The organism is Succiniclasticum ruminis DSM 9236, from assembly GCF_900112895.1.
Lineage (GTDB): Bacteria > Bacillota > Negativicutes > Acidaminococcales > Acidaminococcaceae > Succiniclasticum > Succiniclasticum ruminis.
On the sequence record NZ_FONL01000009.1, the window covers coordinates 26,874 to 42,326 of the forward strand.

Sequence of the window (15,453 nt, forward strand, 5' to 3'; positions counted from 1 at the left end):
ATCCACATGAGAGACATCGACGTGAAAGAAGTGACCCGGGCCGTAGCGGAATGCTGCATCGATTCCTGCAACAATCTGCCGGAAGGTGTGCTGAAAAAACTGGAAGCTGCCCGGAAAGAAGAGATTTCCCCGTTAGGCTGCCAGGTCCTTGACACCATCATCGAAAACGCGAAACTGGCTAACAAAAAACAAGTGCCCCTGTGCCAGGACACGGGTCTGACCGTTGTCTACATCGATATCGGGCAGGAAGTGCATTTTACCGGCGGCGACCTGTGGGAAGCCATTCATGCCGGCGTGGCCAAAGGCTACACCGAAGGCTATCTGCGTAAGTCTTCCGTAGACGATCCCGTTTTCCTGCGCAAAAACACGCAGGACAATACCCCTGCCATTATCCACTGCCGAATTGTGCCGGGAGATAAAGTGCATCTCATTATTTTGCCCAAAGGCTGCGGCAGCGAGAACATGTCCCAGCTGCGCATGCTGAAGCCTGCTGACGGACTGGAAGGCATCATCAACTTTGTGCTTGAAGCAGTCCGGACCGCAGGACCCAACCCCTGTCCGCCGGTAACGGTTGGCGTAGGTGTGGGCGGCAACGCGGAAAAAGCCACGGAACTGGCAAAATTCGCGCTGGCCCGCAAGATTGGCGAACATAACGCCAACCCCGAGTATGCGAAACTGGAAGACGACCTGCTGGCGCTGGTGAACAAGACCGGCGTAGGCCCTGCCGGCTTGGGCGGCAAGACTACGGCGCTGGCTGTGAACGTGGAATACGCTCCCACTCATATCGGAGGCATGCCCTGCGCAGTAATTTTTAACTGCCATGCGGCCCGCCGTTCCGAAGCGACCATTTGAGGAGGTACCATCATGAGTGAAATCAAATACATTACCACGCCGTTGACGGAAGAAACCGTAAAGGATCTGCACGCCGGTGATTTTGTCCGGATCACAGGTCCTATCTATACCGCCCGGGACGCAGCCCACAAGCGTATGTACGAAGCGCTGGGCCGGGGCGAAGCGCTGCCTTTCGATGTAAAAGGCAACGTGATTTATTATGTAGGCCCTTCGCCCACCAAACCGGGTGAAGTGGTGGGAAGCGCCGGCCCGACCACCAGCGGCCGCATGGACAAATACACTCCTGCCATGATCGAGCAGGGCATGAAAGGCATGATCGGCAAAGGCTTCCGCAATGATGCGGTGGTAGAAGCCTGCAAAAAGCATCATGCAGTTTATTTTGTAGCCATCGGCGGAGCGGCGGCGGTCATTTCCCAGTCTATCCGCAGCGAAGAAATGGTTGCCTTTGAAGATCTGGGGCCGGAAGCTATCCGTCATTACGAGGTGGTGGATTTCCCCGCCATCGTGGGTATCGACATTGAAGGCAACGACGTGTACAAGCTGGAAATTGCCAGGTACGCGGAATTGCTGAAATAAAAGCCTGCGTATAGTATTCGTCTGAATATGAAAATCCAATAAAATCAATCTGCCTCTGTCCTGCGTTTTTCGCAATGACAGAGGCATTCTTTTATGTTACAATAACTGTATAAATCAATGCAGGGACCGGAAAAAAGAACAGGCGCAGGCTGACTGCTTCTGAACGGTCCTTGACAGAACAGTTGGGGGTGTGCTGCTTGCATCAGGCGGAAAAGTATGTAAAGCGAATCGTAGAACAGATCGTACAGCCTTCCTATATGCAGGATTTTTTAAAGCAGGGTAAGGACAGACAGGCCATCAAAGACGTGGCGAAAATGCTGAAACAGTTTACGGAAAACATGTCGCTGCTGCAGCCCATCGCTATCAAAGGCTTCATGGTACCTTCCGGCTCCCTCATGCTGTACCAGTATCTGAAAGAAGAACTGGACGCCATGGAAGCCATGCTGAAGGAAGATATGGAGGACCGGAAAGGGGACGACCCCATGACCCCTGAACAGAAAGAAGAGATGCGGACGAGGGTCGGTATCGTTCAGCACAGGCAGCTGGAGATTACGGAAACGCTGCTGCCCCAGCACATTGCCGACCAGATCGAACAGCGTACCGATGAAAATGCGGCCCGGGAAGCGTTTCAGCAGAACGGATATCTGCCGCTGTATGTGGATGAAAAGGTCATGGGCATCGTATATAACACGCTGACCGTGCAGTTGTTGCTGGACCGCTTCAACCTGATCTTTGAAGGCGTGTTTGAACCCATGGACCAGAGCACGGTCACATCTGTTATGTCAAACGTGCTGGCTCCATACTGGAAGCAGCACGGCCAGAGTATTTTGTTCACGCTGGAAGAAACGGAGAAAGCCGCTGCCAAAGAATAATTTTTGCAAAAAGACACACTTTTATAACAGATTTGTTTTATATATGTTTATAGATCATCGGAGAAGATGATTATCAGGAAAGCAGGTGACACGTTGCTGAAAACCGTAATGACAATCATAGCTTCGTTCTGGCTTATGCTGGTCCCGGCTGTGGTTTCGGGAAATACAGTACAGGCACAGCAGGGGGCGGCAGCTGTGCAGTCAGACAGTAAAGCTGACGATACGCAGACTGCGGCTACTGTGCAGTCAGAGAATAAAACCGCCGATACGCAGGCTGAAGAAACCCAAACGGCGGAAGCAGAAAAGAAGTATCCCGTGACGGAACCTGTAGCAGGCAGGAATGACGTAGTGGCCTTTATCGATGCCGGCAACGGCTTCCGCGTGAATATCCCGGCAGAGCTGGAACTGTATCCTTTAGGGGTCAACCCGGTTGCAGTGCTGCGGGGGGAGAACAAGGAAAAAGGCCTGCGCCTGGCCATCGATGTTTCAGCCGTCGACAGCAAAGGCCCGCTGATGCCGTTCCAGGTAGAGGCGTTCCGGGAGGATTTCCTCCGCCTTGTAAAAAACAGTGTGAAAGACAGTGCTAACGGCAAAAAGATACTGAGCAGCGGGGAAGTGGAACTGGCAGGACAGAAAGCGGTCCATGTGGTATCCACGAATCTGACTACAGACGGAAAGCGCAGGCTGCTGCGTGACGAATATGTCTTTGTCACCCAGAACCGCATGTTCGTGGTGATGTACATAATGGACGAGAAACGCTATCCGGAATATCAGGAACGGATCCCGGAATGGATGGAGAGCGTGGAGATATCCCAGGTCTGGAAGAAGATCAATGTGGAAGGGACGTCCCTTGCAACGGAGGTGCCTGCCTCCTGTATCAGTCTGAAGGATCCTTCGGAAGTCAGCATGACCATGGAAGTTTACGGAAACGAAAGCATCATGGTGGGACTGGTGTCTTATCCCGCCGGGCAGTTTACGTTCATGCCACCGGCGCTTGGCAACCTGCAGCAGACTGAAAAAGCTGCGGTGCTGGAAGGACTGAAACAAAAACTCGCTGCCGACACGAAAGGCACGGCAGCGGGCTATAAGGGCGAGTTCGTTACGGTCAGCGGACACAGTTGTGTGAAAGCGACCTATGAAGTCAGCGGCAGTAACAATGAGAGTTACACCTTCGTCAAAGACGGAAGGGTATATGAACTGGGCTTTGTATTCAAACCGGAACAGGAAAAAGCCATCCGGCCGGTGATCACACATGTGCTGGAAAACCTGAAGATATAGGCTAAAGCAAAGGAGGACTCTGTATCAATGAAAAAAGTATTTGCGATTGCGTTAGCGGTTATCATGATGCTGAGCGTGGTCCTGGGCTGCGGCGGCAAAAAAGCGGCACAGCCTTCACCGTCCCAGACGAAGATCACGGAGAGCCAGAACAAAGAGAAAAATTATGCTGCTTCGGAAAAAACAAAACAAAAAGACGACAAACAGCAGAAACAAACCTCTTCAAAAACAAATGACCCGGCTGACAGCGCAGCTGCATCCGGGGCCAAAGTAAAAGTTGAGGAGGGCAAAGCCTATACCGATAAGGACCATGTAGCCGCTTATATCCATGTTTACAAGACCCTGCCTCCCAACTACATTACCAAAGGGCAGGCCGCCAAACTGGGCTGGAAGAACGAAGGCACGCTGGATAAAGTCGCTCCCGGCAAAAGCATCGGCGGAGACCGTTACAACAACTATGAAAAGAAACTGCCGGATAAACAGGGACGGACCTGGAAAGAATGCGACATCGATTACGTAAAGGGGAACCGGAACGCGAAACGGATCTGCTTCTCCAACGACGGACTGATCTATTACTCAGCGTCCCATTACCGTGATTTCGTCAGATTGTACTGATGTCAGCCAAGGAGGTTCAGCATATGGAAATCGTATTGGATGAAAAAAGATTTAAGGGCCGGTCAAGAGCCCATGCCTATTTAAAAGAAAAACTGAATTTACCGGACTATTACGGAAGAAACCTGGACGCTTTGTACGATTGTCTGGGGGAAATCATGGAAGAAACGGTTATCGTGGTGCCTAAGATTATCCAAAACAAGGAATATCTGGGCGAATACGGGCAGACCATGCTGCGGGTCTTCCGGGACGCGGCAGAGGAAAACCCGGCGCTGACGGTGCAGTTTAAAGAGGCTGCCAAAAAGTAATCAGTGCGTCAGCAGGAGGAGCCCGCCAATCAGAGGCATGGAAATCATCAGATAACGCAGAATATGCTTCGGTATCAGATGGGTGAACTTGGCGCCGATGAAAGAGCCAAGGGTCAGGCCCGCCAGGGTCTGGACAAAGACGCCTGTATCCATCATACCGCCGGCGAGATAACTCAGGCCGCCTGCCGCGGCGATGGGGACAATGATCATCATGGTCGTGCCGATGGCGTGATACAGGGAGATGCCGAAAAACAGCATCAGGCAGATTTGGATGAACGCAGTGGCTCCTATACCGAAAGCGCCGGAAAGGAACCCGGTGAACAGTCCGATCGCGCAGCTGCGGATATAAAACACGCTGCCGGCAGCCGTGCGTTTGTTTCTGGCTACGTAGTCGGCGATCAGATGGGAACGGAAAAGCTGCAGATACAGTAAGACTGTCGTCAGTAAAAGCATGATGGCAGTAGCAGGAGACAGCCATTTGGCAGGGATCAGAAAAGCAAAACGGGTTCCGGCCAGCGCGCCTGCGATTCCGGCCGCGCCGGTTGCCGCTCCCAGTTTTAAAAGAACTTCTCCTTCGCGGTAATGGCTGATGGCTCCGGATAATACGGTAAAGGTCATGCAGGACAGGGAAACAGCGATAGCGGTATGGATCGGTACCGCGAATCCGACGGTCAGCATTGTGATGGTAAGGCCTGCGCCGCCTGCTCCTACGCATCCCAGCAGCGCGCCGAGGATCAGCAGGGCAACAAATATCATAACAGACACCTGATTTCTCTAAGAATTTTGATCAGTATTTCCTTAATGATGAAAAACATTGACGAACCGGCTGCCGGAGCGCCGGACACGTACATATGTATCAGCCGGTGATTTCTTTTTACATAATATTATCACACGGATATGCAAAAATAAAGAATGAATCCTGTAAGCAGGATGGAAACAATTATGCGTAAAGAACTGGATTATTTCTGGGTAGGCAAAGAATACGGAGGAAGGCAGAGCCTGCTGCCGGATTTTATCATGCGATTTGCGGGGTGCGCCGCCGTTACGGCCTGCGACAGCCTGATCTATATGACGCTGTATAAAAACAAAAAAGATCTTTGCCCCTTTTCTACAGACGAGCTGCGGGGCAGGGACTATGTGAACTTCTTCAAAACGGTAAAGCCCTACCTCCGTCCCCGTTTCGGAGGGGTAAACAGGCTGGAAATCTTTGTGGATGGGTTCAAAAGGTTCCTGAAGGAGCATGGACAGACGGCTCTGGAAGTGCTTCCCTGGTCCGGCAACAATACGGAGAAGAACACAGTCGACACCATCAAGCGGCAGATAGACCGGGGCTTCCTGATCCCATACCTGCTGCTGCATCACCAGAACCCCGCCTTTGAAAACTACGAATGGCACTGGTTCCTGCTTACCGGCTACGAGGAAAAACCGGATGGGCGTTTTATGGTGAAAGCCGTGACCTACGGTTCGTTTGAATGGCTGGATTTTGCCAAACTCTGGAACACGGGTTATAACCGTAAGGGGGGACTGGTACTGTTGCAGGACAGTGTTTCGTAAAATCAGCATACATACGAATGAATCAGAATTATATTGACAGCGTAACATTATATACACAGTTTTTTTACGAAAGAATGGAGGTACAGCTATGAAAAAAATGACAGTAATGGTTGCGGCGTTGGCGCTTGCATTGGGCGTTTCTGTGTGCAGCGCGCAGAATAACGGGCTGGCGGCAGAAAATTCCGGGATCAACTGCAAGGACGGCGTATGTGAATTTGTCCCCGGAGCTGCCGGCGGCGAAAGGACGGCGTTTGCAGCCATTAATCCTTACAACAACGCTGTGCCGGATATTGAAGGAGAGTGGGCCAGAGACGTAAAGCAGCTGGGACCCCATGATGTGTTTACGGCCGGGCAGACAGAACCCCTGGCGGGCATAGTATTTTCTGTCAATAACCCCATTAAAAATTTCAAAGTGCTGTCCCTGCACTTAAAGGATTTCAGCGACGGCAAACCGGTCTTTCTGGTGAAAGAACTGTACACAAAAGACGTCTTTCGTCCAGACCGCCAGCTGCTGGTGAGATTCTCGTTCATCGGCAGCATTCCCAACAACGGCATCTCTTATACCGATGGCAACGGCAAAACCCGGTACTATTCCATCAGCGAAAGCGGTATGGATGGTTCCCTGGTGTTCAGTGAGTTCTGATAAAACAGGGTTCTGTTTGTGTTGATATATCATAATTCGTTATTTTGAAAAACACTATCCTGTCAGTCAGGCATTGTCAACAGTGAAAATCCCCCTGCGAGAGACAGCGCAAAAGAAGACTGTATTTCACTGGGGGTATTCTTATGCCATAGTTTTGTCAAAGGTTTGACGCAAAAAAAACGTCTTTGCCTGCCATACTTTTCATAAACAGAAAATGAGAATGGGAAACCGGGATGGAAAATAAAAATATGAATGGAAAATGTAACAGACATCGAAAGCAGGAATCTGGTTATTTCAAAAGCGGATCGTCATGACAGAATAAATGGACGTAATGAAAGCTAGGTAAACGGGAGGTGTGGTATGAAAATAAAGAAATGGCTGACGGGGGCGGTTCTTTCTCTCTGCCTTCTGATGAATACACTGGCAATGCCCGCCGCATCGGCAGGAACACTGGGAGACATGGTGGCGGAAAGATTTCCTTCAATTTCTGCCCTGCAGGAAAAACTGGGAAACAAAGACTCCCTACGGGAAAGCCTGCAGTATCTGGAAAACTGGCAGGAATATGTAGACAGGGGTATCGAAAAACTGAATGAACTGAGCGACATGCTGAAGGAAAAGGGCATGACCCTGGCGTTGGACCATTTTTCCGGAAAGATAAATGACTATGTGAACGAAAACGCGCCTTTCAAAATCGAAGAGGGATACGAAACGAAAATCGTTCCCGTTGTTACCGTCGGCAGTAAAGGATATATCGGGGCAGCCCAGATCTGCGGCCCGAAAGAGCAGCTGGACAAATGCAAGGCAGCGCTGACGGTGGAAGGGCAGCTGGCATCCGGAACGGTTCGGGTTCAGTACTTGGTGCCGATTGATACGGCCAGACCCACCAGCTTGGAAAACGTGCACCGTGTTCAGGGTGTAGGCGTCAGCGCACGGCTGGATCTTGGCTTTCCGGGATAAGGGAGCGACATGCCCGGACGTGAAAAAAGTTTGGATTTTCAGTAAAAAAACAGGGAGACGTTATTAAAACGTTTCCCTGTTTTTTGTGAAAGGCTGATTAAAGATGTTTGTGCGTTTCCAAGGCATCCAGATAAATTAAAAACTGTGGTTAAAGCCTAACGAGAACCCGAAAGAGTTGTGCCCCGGATTCTTTGTCTGCATACCGTTGGAACTGTGGCTGAACATATAGCCCAGGCTGATAGAATTACTTTTTGTGTATTTCCACGTAAACCGTGGCCCAATACGCCACAAAAATCCCCATGGACGCCCCTGGGCGGGAAAGGATTTGTTGTAAATCAGGAAAGAACCGGAAAATTCCAAATCGCCGTAAAGCTTACCGCTTATCGGGCGCTCCCAGCGTATCATGACGGCAGGTCCCAGTCCCACTGCATTACTTTTCCGCCGAATATCATCATCTGTCGTGTAGCCGTGGGCGCGGGTAAAGGTAAGGCCCCGGTGAAAGGTCAGACCTGCGTGTTCATGGGCTTTCTGGAAAACATGAACATTGTAGTCATCGATAAACCGCCGGCCAAATTGATGATGTCTCAGGTATTCTGCCTGAATCTCCACATTACTTGCCTTTGCCAGGCAGACAGTATTGGGAAAGATCGTAATCATAAGGAAAGAGAATAAGGTTATTGCAAAACAGATAATTTTAATGGACTGGTTTTTCATAAAAGGTCTCCGGGTCTAAAAGATATGGCGCAATATGTATTTACGCGGAACAGGCTGAATAGTTGAATTGGATAATAAACTAATTATATCATAAATTTGTTTGTTGTGAAGGTTTTTGTTATAAAATCTATTGAAAAAGTCGGCTGCATTTTTTACAATTATCATGAGTAAAACAAATTAAAAGAAGGCGGTTTTATTATGAAAAACCAATTCTCCCGTACGGAACGGTTATTGGGAAAAGAGAATATGGAAAAACTGGCAGTTGCCCGCGTATGCATATTCGGTATCGGAGGCGTGGGGGGCTATGTTGCGGAAGCCCTGGCCCGCAGCGGCGTCGGGCATCTGGAACTGGTGGATGACGACGTGGTCTGCCTTTCAAACCTTAACCGGCAGATTATTGCCACCCACGAGACGCTGGGGCGGTATAAAGTGGACGTGATGAAGGAACGGATCCTGTCCATTAATCCGGATGCGGAAGTGACCGTGCATAAGTGCTTCTACCTGCCTGAAACCCGGGCGCAGTTTGATTTCACATACTTTGATTATGTGGTGGATGCCATCGATACGGTTGCCGGGAAAATCGCGCTGGTGTTGCAGGCGGAGGAAAGCGGGACACCCGTCATCAGCAGCATGGGAGCGGGAAACAAACTGGATCCCACTGCCTTCCATGTGGCGGATATCTATCAGACAAGCGTCTGCCCCCTGGCGAAAGTGATGCGCAGGGAACTGAAGAAACGGGGCGTGAAAAAGCTAAAGGTCGTGTATTCCAAAGAACAGCCGGTGGCGGTGCAGAACGGAGAAGAAAGCCTGCAGTCATCTCCGCGCCGCATCATTCCCGGCAGCATCGCCTTTGTTCCTTCTGTCGTGGGGCTGATTATTGCGGGTGAAGTAGTGAAAGATCTTGTAAATTAATCCACTATATATAGTGGATTATCTTTTTTTTCGTGCATATCTGTGCTATAATAAACTGTAAAGTAATAATTGGAATACGCGTTGATCTGCCGTTTTGTACAGAAACGCGAAGTCCTGTTTCCATGGGACTTTATGACAGAAAACTGTCAGATAAGAATAGCCCGTTTTGGAAGGAAGGAGACGTTTTATGAAAAAGATACTGGTTATGCTGGCAATGCTGCTGTGCGTTGCTGCATCCTGCTTTGCCGCGGAAGAACGTTCAACGAAAGACATTTTTGCGGATCCGACGATTGCCGATGTTGTGATTACCGGTGACCAGTTGCGGGTGCGGACACATCCCGATTTGGATGGCTATATTATTAAAAAGCTTAATAAAGGCACTGTCTGCAAATTTATGAACAAAGTAGAAGATAAGAATGGAACGGATTCCTGGATTTACATCATCATGGAAGACGGTTCGGTAGGCTGGGTGTTCGGCGCTTATGCCCGTATAGAAGGAACGGTTGAATGATTCTTTCAGGAGTGTAACATTTGCAGGAACGGATAATCCTGCGGCAGAATTCGAAGGGAGCATTTGTTATGAAACAGTTAAAAAAATTAGTCATCGCAGGCGCTTTAGGTGTACTGACATTGGCATTAGCCGGTTGCGGCGGCGGAGATAAAAAGGCAGAGAACGCGAAACCGGATACATCCAAGCCGGTCATCGTAGGTGTAAACCCGGGACCCCATGCTATCATCATGGAAAATGTAAAGAAAATCGCGGAAAAGAAAGGGCTGAAGATTGAAATCAAAGAGTTCAGTGATTTCGTGACCCCTAATGCGGCGCTGGCTGCCGGCGAGATTTGGGCTAACAGCTATCAGCATGAACCTTTCCTGAAAGCCACCATGAAGAAAGAACCGAAATTCAAACTGGCGAAAGCTTTCAACACTGCGCTGTTCCCCATCAATATTTACTCCAAAAAGCTGAAACCCGGCGACAAGATTCCCGACGGCGCCAAGATCGGCATCCCCAATGATCCTACTAACGGCGGTCGCAGCCTGCTGCTGCTGGCGGCCAACAACCTGATCAAGGTTAAGAATCCGAAGGATATCACTACGACGGTACAGGATATTACGGATAATCCTCATAAATTCCAGATTGTGGAACTGGAAGCGGCGGCAATCCCCCGCAGTCTGGATGACCTGACCTGCGCGGCTATTAATACGACCTACGCCCTGAATGCCGGCCTGAACCCGGCCAAGGATCCTATCGTAAAAGAAACGGCTGACTCCCTGTACGTTAACATCGTGGCAGTACAGGAGAAAGACCTGAAAGACCCGCGGCTGAAAGTATTCCAGGAAGCCTACCAGTCCAAAGAAAACGGTGACTTCATCAAAACAAAGTTCCCGGGATCCGTATATCTGGGATGGAAGGAATAAAAATGCGGTTACTGTTTTTATCCCAGTGGCAACAGGGTTTACAGTGAAGTGTCCGGTATTGAAAGGATAAACGAATACAATGGATATCAGGAAACGAATTGATGTGTTCTGGTCGTACCTGCACGCAATTCCCGAACCTGCCTTCCGCGAAATCAAAACCTCCGCCTTTGTTGCGGAGGTTTTGCGTAAAGCAGGGTATGAGGTGCAGGAAAAGGTAGGAGGTACCACCGGAGTTGTGGGCCTGTTGGACAGCGGCAGGCCCGGACCGGTGGCGGCAGTGCGCAGCGATATGGACTGCCTGCTTTTCAAGCAGGAAGACGGAACGGAAAAGGCTGTGCACGCCTGTGGTCATGACGGGCATATGACAACGGTCCTCGCGGTGGCGGAATGGCTGGCGTTGGAAGACCTGCCCTGTGGTAAGGTGAAAATCATCTTCCAGCCAGCGGAAGAAATTGGCAAAGGCGCCCTGGCAATGATAGACGCCGGGGCCGTAGATGATGTGGATTACCTGTTCGGCCTCCATGTGATGCCGGACGATATGGCCCGGAGCGGGGAGATCATTCCCCAGATCAGTTGGACTGCCTGCACTTTAATTGAAGCGGAAGTCCGGGGCAAAGCGGCCCACGGTTCCCAGCCTCATCTGGGCGTAAACGCCATTGATGCTGGTGCGGCCATCGTTAACGCAGTGAACGCGCTGCATTCCAACCCGCTGCTGGGCGGCAATGTAAAAACGACTCGCTTCCAGGGAGGCAGCGGTTCGTTAAACGCCATATGTGACAAAGTGAACCTGGGCTTTGACCTGCGCAGTACCTCTAACACCGAGATGCTGGAACTGCGGCAGAAGGTGAGGGACCTCATCGCCAACACCGCAAAGGTTTACGGTGCGGAAGCCGACAGCCATATCGTTGGTACCTGTCCCGCCGCGGAAGCAGATGCAGCCCTTCTGCCCCTGACACAGGAAGTTATTGTCAGTGTTCTGGGGCATAAAGCTCTGCTGCCGGTGAAGTCCATCACGGTTGGGGAAGACTTCAATTTCTTCAAACAGGAACGCCCCCACATGAAAACCGTGGACATGGGTGTAGGCTGCGGCTTAACCCCATGCCTGCATGATCCTGCCATGACCTATGACCGTTACGCTCTGGAGGGTGCGGTGAAGGTCTTGCATGAGCTGGTGTTAAGAGTACTGGGGGAAAGGCCATAATCCCTGCATGAACTTCTGTCAAGCATTTCTGCTTTTGAACAAATATATGTTATAATTAATCTGATGCAATTAACTCTCACAATTATATTACAGGAGGCATTGCCATGGAATTTAAAATGTTGCGTTTTGTTGTGGAAGATGCGGTAGCGGTTATCACGCTGGATTATGCGCCGACCCTGAATGCACTGGACATGAACCTGGCGCTGGAACTGGAAGCTGCACTGAAACAGGCAGAAGAAGATGACGCTGTCAAAGTTGTGGTACTGACGGGTGCAGGCCGGGCGTTCTGCGGCGGCGGGGATATCCGCTTCATGAAAGCCCATTGCGAAGAGCCGGATTTCGCGGATACTTCCATGGGACCGCTGGCCGGCAAGCTGTCGGAGATCGTGTTGTACATCAAAAAGATGAAGAAACTGGTCATCTGTGCCGTAGCAGGTGCGGCTGCAGGCGGCGGCTGCAATCTGGCCCTGGGCTGTGATTTTGTATTTGCGGCGGACAATGCCAAGTTCCTGCAGGCTTTTGTAGGCATCGCCCTGATTCCGGATACCAGCGGCGGTTATATGTTACCGAGAGCGATCGGAACCCATCGCGCCATGGACATGTTTGTAACAGGCCGTCCGGTTTCCGCGCAGGAATGCTTCGAACTGGGCCTGGTAAAAGAAGTGACCACGGTGGAAGAACTGATGCCGAAAGCCATGGCTTTCGCTAAAAAACTGGCGGCCGAACCCACTTTGGCCTATGCCAATATGAAGAAGATGATGTTTGTCAGCATGTACCAGGGCTTTGAAGAATTTATCAAAGCGGAAGTAGCCCTGCAGAACGAATGCGCCAACAGCGCCGATTTCCGTGAAGGCATTACTGCATTCCTGGAGAAACGCAAAGCGAAGTTTACAGGAAAATAAAATTTATTCCGTAAAAGATTCAGGCGTGCAAGATTTCGCAAAACCGTACGTGTTGGGCTTAATCTTTGCGCGCCTTCGCTTTTCCGGTAAAGTTTATTTACAATGAACCAAAATGAACATTTCTTATTATTTACATAAAAAAGAATTGAACAGGGATGACCTTGTTTTCCTTCTCGGCCGTACAGAACCGGAGGAACTTGATCAGCTTTACTGCGCGGCCCGTGAAATGAAAAAGGAATGGGTCGGCAATGTCGATTACTACCGGGGCCTGCTGGAGTTTTCCAACCGCTGCATCAAGAATTGCTGCTATTGCGGTATCCGCAGAGGCAACCGGCAGGTGGGACGGTTTGACACGCCGAAGGAAGATATCCTGGCCATGGCCCTTTGGTGCTATGAGCAGCAGTACGGTTCCATTACGCTGCAATCCGGGGAACGGCAGGACGAGGCCTTCATCGACTACGTAGAGGACCTGTTGCGGGAGATAAAATCGATTGGAAACGGAGCGCTGGGCATCACCCTTTGCGTGGGGGAACAGACCAAAGAAACCTATCAGCGCTGGTACGACGCAGGGGCACACCGTTACCTGCTGCGGATCGAAAGCAGCAATCCGAAACTGTACAAAACGCTGCATCCGCAGGACGGCCATCACAAGTGGGAAGTACGGAAAGCCTGTCTGGACGCATTGGCGGCAATCGGTTACCAGGTAGGTACCGGCGTCATGATCGGTCTCCCCGGGCAGACGCTGGAAGATCTGGCGGACGATATTTTGTTCTATAGAAACCAGAATATTGCCATGATCGGCATGGGGCCTTATGTGGTGCATCACAACACGCCGCTGGGGAAAAAAGTCAGCGAAGCCGGGCTGGACTCGCCGGAAGAAAGGGCGCGCCGTTTGCGCCTGAGCATTAACATGGTGGCGGTAACGCGCCTGTTCTTAAAGGATGTAAATATCGCGGCTACAACTGCGATGCAGACATTGCATCCCCTGGGAAGGGAGATGGCGCTGAAAGCCGGAGCCAATATTTTAATGCCTCTGGTGACACTGCCGCAATTCCGCAATCAGTACCAGCTGTACGATAACAAACCCTGTCTGGAAGACGGACAGGAGCAGTGCCGTAACTGCCTCAGCGCGAGGGTCGCTTCCGTAGGCGACACGGTAGGCTGGGGGCAGTGGGGCGATTCACCGCACTTTTTCAACAATCTGAAATAAAGAAAAATTGGAAGAAAACAGACAGCGCAAAACCGTGTTTTCTTCCAGTTTTTATTTCTTTTTAATCAATAATCAATGCCCGAAAATCGCGATATAGCCCTGTACGAAAATGTACAATACGATCAGGGGCAGCAGATAGGTCAGATAGAACCGCAGCCATTTGGGGAAGGCTACGCCTTTGCCGGTATCCGCTTCTTTGATGAAGTTGTCCCAGCCCCAGCCGTAGCGGCTGGTGCAAAAAGCGAGGTAAATCAGACTGCCCAGAGGCAGCAGGTTGTTGCTGACAATGAAATCTTCCAGATCCAGCACGCCGGTGCCTTTGCCCAGAGGCTGGAAGCTGCTCCAGATATTGAAACCGAAAATGCAGGGCAGGGACAATACGATGATGGCGACTGTTCCCAGCTTGATGACGCTCTTACGCTCCCAGCCGGTCAGGTCGCAAATGCAGGCTACCAGGTTTTCAAACACAGCGATGACAGTGGACATGGCGGCGAAAGTCATGAACAGGAAAAACAGGGTGCCCCAGAATTGCCCGCCCGCCATGTGGTTGAATACGTTGGGCAGGGTGATGAACAGCAGGTTAGGACCTGCACCCGGATCCACATTAAACGCGGAGCAGGCCGGGAAGATGATCAGGCCGCTCATGATGGCCACAAAAGTATCCAGCAGGATGACGTATATGGCTTCGCCGGTGAGGCGTTTTTCCTTGCCGATGTAGCTGCCGAAGATAGCCAGGGCGCCGATGCCCAGGCTCAGGGTAAAGAACGCCTGCCCCATAGCGGCGAAGATGACTTCGTTGGCGCCGTATTTGGCCAGGCGGCTGAAGTCAGGCTGCAGGAAGTAGGCAAGACCGCTTTTCCCACCGGGCAGCGTCACGGAATGGACTGCCAGGGCGATCATTAAGAAGAGCAGGCAGGTCATCATGAATTTGGTAATCCGTTCCACGCCGGCTTCCACGCCCAGATAGCAGACGCCGAAACCGAGGACGACTGTCAGGATCATGTAACCGGTCATGGTAACGGGATCTGTCACAAGACCGCCCAATACTCCGCCGATATCTTTGGCGGCCAGACCCGCGAAGCCTCCGGTGGCCATTTTATACAGATAATAGAACATCCAGCCGGTGATGGTGGTGTAGAACATCATCAGCATGGCGTTGCCAAGGATGCATCCGTACTTGTACAGATGCCATTTCGTGCCTTTGGGTTCCAGTATGTCAAAAGACAGCGAGGCGCTGCGCTTGCTGGCCCGGCCCACGGCGAACTCTGCCACCATGATGGGAAGGCCCAGGATCGCCAGGAAGAATAAGTATATCAGTACGAAGGACGCGCCTCCGTATTTGCCGGTGATGAAAGGAAACCGCCAGACGTTGCCCAAACCGATGGCGCAGCCTGCCGATACAAGTATAAAACCAAGACGGGTTGAAAAAGTTCCGCGTTCCATGAT

General features: G+C 51.0%; 18 protein-coding genes. 15 read left to right on the forward strand and 3 right to left on the reverse strand.

Annotated features, from left to right (window positions below; translation table 11 throughout):
- Positions 1 to 6: 6 nt before the first annotated feature.
- The 6 genes from BM159_RS07325 to BM159_RS07350 all read left to right on the forward strand — a co-directional run bounded on the left by BM159_RS07325 (position 7) and on the right by BM159_RS07350 (position 4,495).
- Positions 7 to 852 (forward strand): fumarate hydratase, encoded by an 846-nt coding sequence (locus tag BM159_RS07325; RefSeq protein ID WP_093913598.1) that lies wholly within the window; start codon positions 7 to 9, stop codon positions 850 to 852.
- Between the two features lie 12 nt (positions 853 to 864).
- Entirely contained in the window at positions 865 to 1,428 is a 564-nt protein-coding gene (locus tag BM159_RS07330; protein ID WP_093913599.1) for a Fe-S-containing hydro-lyase, read from the forward strand.
- A 197-nt stretch (positions 1,429 to 1,625) separates the two neighbouring features.
- Positions 1,626 to 2,300, forward strand: coding sequence for a hypothetical protein (locus BM159_RS07335; RefSeq protein WP_093913600.1), 675 nt, complete (start codon positions 1,626 to 1,628; stop codon positions 2,298 to 2,300).
- Positions 2,301 to 2,366: 66 nt separating this feature from the next.
- The gene (locus BM159_RS07340; RefSeq protein ID WP_093913601.1) at positions 2,367 to 3,578 is read left to right on the forward strand and encodes a hypothetical protein; all 1,212 of its coding nucleotides are present in this window, start codon (positions 2,367 to 2,369) and stop codon (positions 3,576 to 3,578) included.
- 27 nt (positions 3,579 to 3,605) lie between these two features.
- Complete coding sequence (locus BM159_RS07345) at positions 3,606 to 4,190, forward strand: ribonuclease domain-containing protein (protein ID WP_093913602.1); 585 nt, start codon at positions 3,606 to 3,608, stop codon at positions 4,188 to 4,190.
- Positions 4,191 to 4,213: 23 nt separating this feature from the next.
- A complete protein-coding gene (locus BM159_RS07350) occupies positions 4,214 to 4,495 on the forward strand; it encodes a barstar family protein (RefSeq protein ID WP_093913603.1) in 282 nt (93 codons plus the stop codon).
- Here BM159_RS07350 and BM159_RS07355 read toward each other — a convergent pair whose 3' ends face one another.
- Positions 4,496 to 5,251, reverse strand: coding sequence for a sulfite exporter TauE/SafE family protein (locus tag BM159_RS07355; protein ID WP_093913604.1), 756 nt, complete (start codon positions 5,249 to 5,251; stop codon positions 4,496 to 4,498).
- Positions 5,252 to 5,425: 174 nt separating this feature from the next.
- Between BM159_RS07355 and BM159_RS07360 the strand changes: the two genes are divergently transcribed.
- The 3 genes from BM159_RS07360 to BM159_RS07370 all read left to right on the forward strand — a co-directional run bounded on the left by BM159_RS07360 (position 5,426) and on the right by BM159_RS07370 (position 7,649).
- Entirely contained in the window at positions 5,426 to 6,049 is a 624-nt protein-coding gene (locus tag BM159_RS07360) for a hypothetical protein (protein WP_218149546.1), read from the forward strand.
- 88 nt (positions 6,050 to 6,137) lie between these two features.
- The gene (locus BM159_RS07365) at positions 6,138 to 6,692 is read left to right on the forward strand and encodes a hypothetical protein (protein WP_093913606.1); all 555 of its coding nucleotides are present in this window, start codon (positions 6,138 to 6,140) and stop codon (positions 6,690 to 6,692) included.
- 360 nt (positions 6,693 to 7,052) lie between these two features.
- Positions 7,053 to 7,649 carry a hypothetical protein gene (locus tag BM159_RS07370; protein WP_093913607.1) on the forward strand — a complete coding sequence of 199 codons (597 nt, stop codon included), beginning with the start codon at positions 7,053 to 7,055 and terminating at the stop codon, positions 7,647 to 7,649.
- Between the two features lie 135 nt (positions 7,650 to 7,784).
- Here BM159_RS07370 and BM159_RS07375 read toward each other — a convergent pair whose 3' ends face one another.
- Positions 7,785 to 8,306: an acyloxyacyl hydrolase gene (locus BM159_RS07375; RefSeq protein ID WP_177205956.1), complete on the reverse strand. Its 522-nt coding sequence runs from the start codon at positions 8,304 to 8,306 to the stop codon at positions 7,785 to 7,787.
- 255 nt (positions 8,307 to 8,561) lie between these two features.
- Here BM159_RS07375 and BM159_RS07380 point away from each other — a divergent pair, with 255 nt between their 5' ends.
- The 6 genes from BM159_RS07380 to hydE all read left to right on the forward strand — a co-directional run bounded on the left by BM159_RS07380 (position 8,562) and on the right by hydE (position 14,007).
- The gene (locus tag BM159_RS07380; RefSeq protein ID WP_093913609.1) at positions 8,562 to 9,275 is read left to right on the forward strand and encodes a tRNA threonylcarbamoyladenosine dehydratase; all 714 of its coding nucleotides are present in this window, start codon (positions 8,562 to 8,564) and stop codon (positions 9,273 to 9,275) included.
- A gap of 187 nt (positions 9,276 to 9,462) precedes the next feature.
- A complete protein-coding gene (locus BM159_RS07385; RefSeq protein WP_093913610.1) occupies positions 9,463 to 9,786 on the forward strand; it encodes an SH3 domain-containing protein in 324 nt (107 codons plus the stop codon).
- Between the two features lie 68 nt (positions 9,787 to 9,854).
- A complete protein-coding gene (locus BM159_RS07390; RefSeq protein WP_093913667.1) occupies positions 9,855 to 10,694 on the forward strand; it encodes a MetQ/NlpA family ABC transporter substrate-binding protein in 840 nt (279 codons plus the stop codon).
- A 79-nt stretch (positions 10,695 to 10,773) separates the two neighbouring features.
- Complete coding sequence (locus tag BM159_RS07395; protein WP_093913611.1) at positions 10,774 to 11,895, forward strand: amidohydrolase; 1,122 nt, start codon at positions 10,774 to 10,776, stop codon at positions 11,893 to 11,895.
- Between the two features lie 104 nt (positions 11,896 to 11,999).
- The gene (locus BM159_RS07400) at positions 12,000 to 12,797 is read left to right on the forward strand and encodes an enoyl-CoA hydratase/isomerase family protein (RefSeq protein ID WP_093913612.1); all 798 of its coding nucleotides are present in this window, start codon (positions 12,000 to 12,002) and stop codon (positions 12,795 to 12,797) included.
- A 112-nt stretch (positions 12,798 to 12,909) separates the two neighbouring features.
- Positions 12,910 to 14,007 carry a [FeFe] hydrogenase H-cluster radical SAM maturase HydE gene (hydE, locus tag BM159_RS07405; RefSeq protein WP_093913613.1) on the forward strand — a complete coding sequence of 366 codons (1,098 nt, stop codon included), beginning with the start codon at positions 12,910 to 12,912 and terminating at the stop codon, positions 14,005 to 14,007.
- Between the two features lie 72 nt (positions 14,008 to 14,079).
- Here hydE and BM159_RS07410 read toward each other — a convergent pair whose 3' ends face one another.
- Complete coding sequence (locus tag BM159_RS07410) at positions 14,080 to 15,450, reverse strand: sodium-dependent transporter (protein WP_093913614.1); 1,371 nt, start codon at positions 15,448 to 15,450, stop codon at positions 14,080 to 14,082.
- Positions 15,451 to 15,453: the final 3 nt, after the last annotated feature.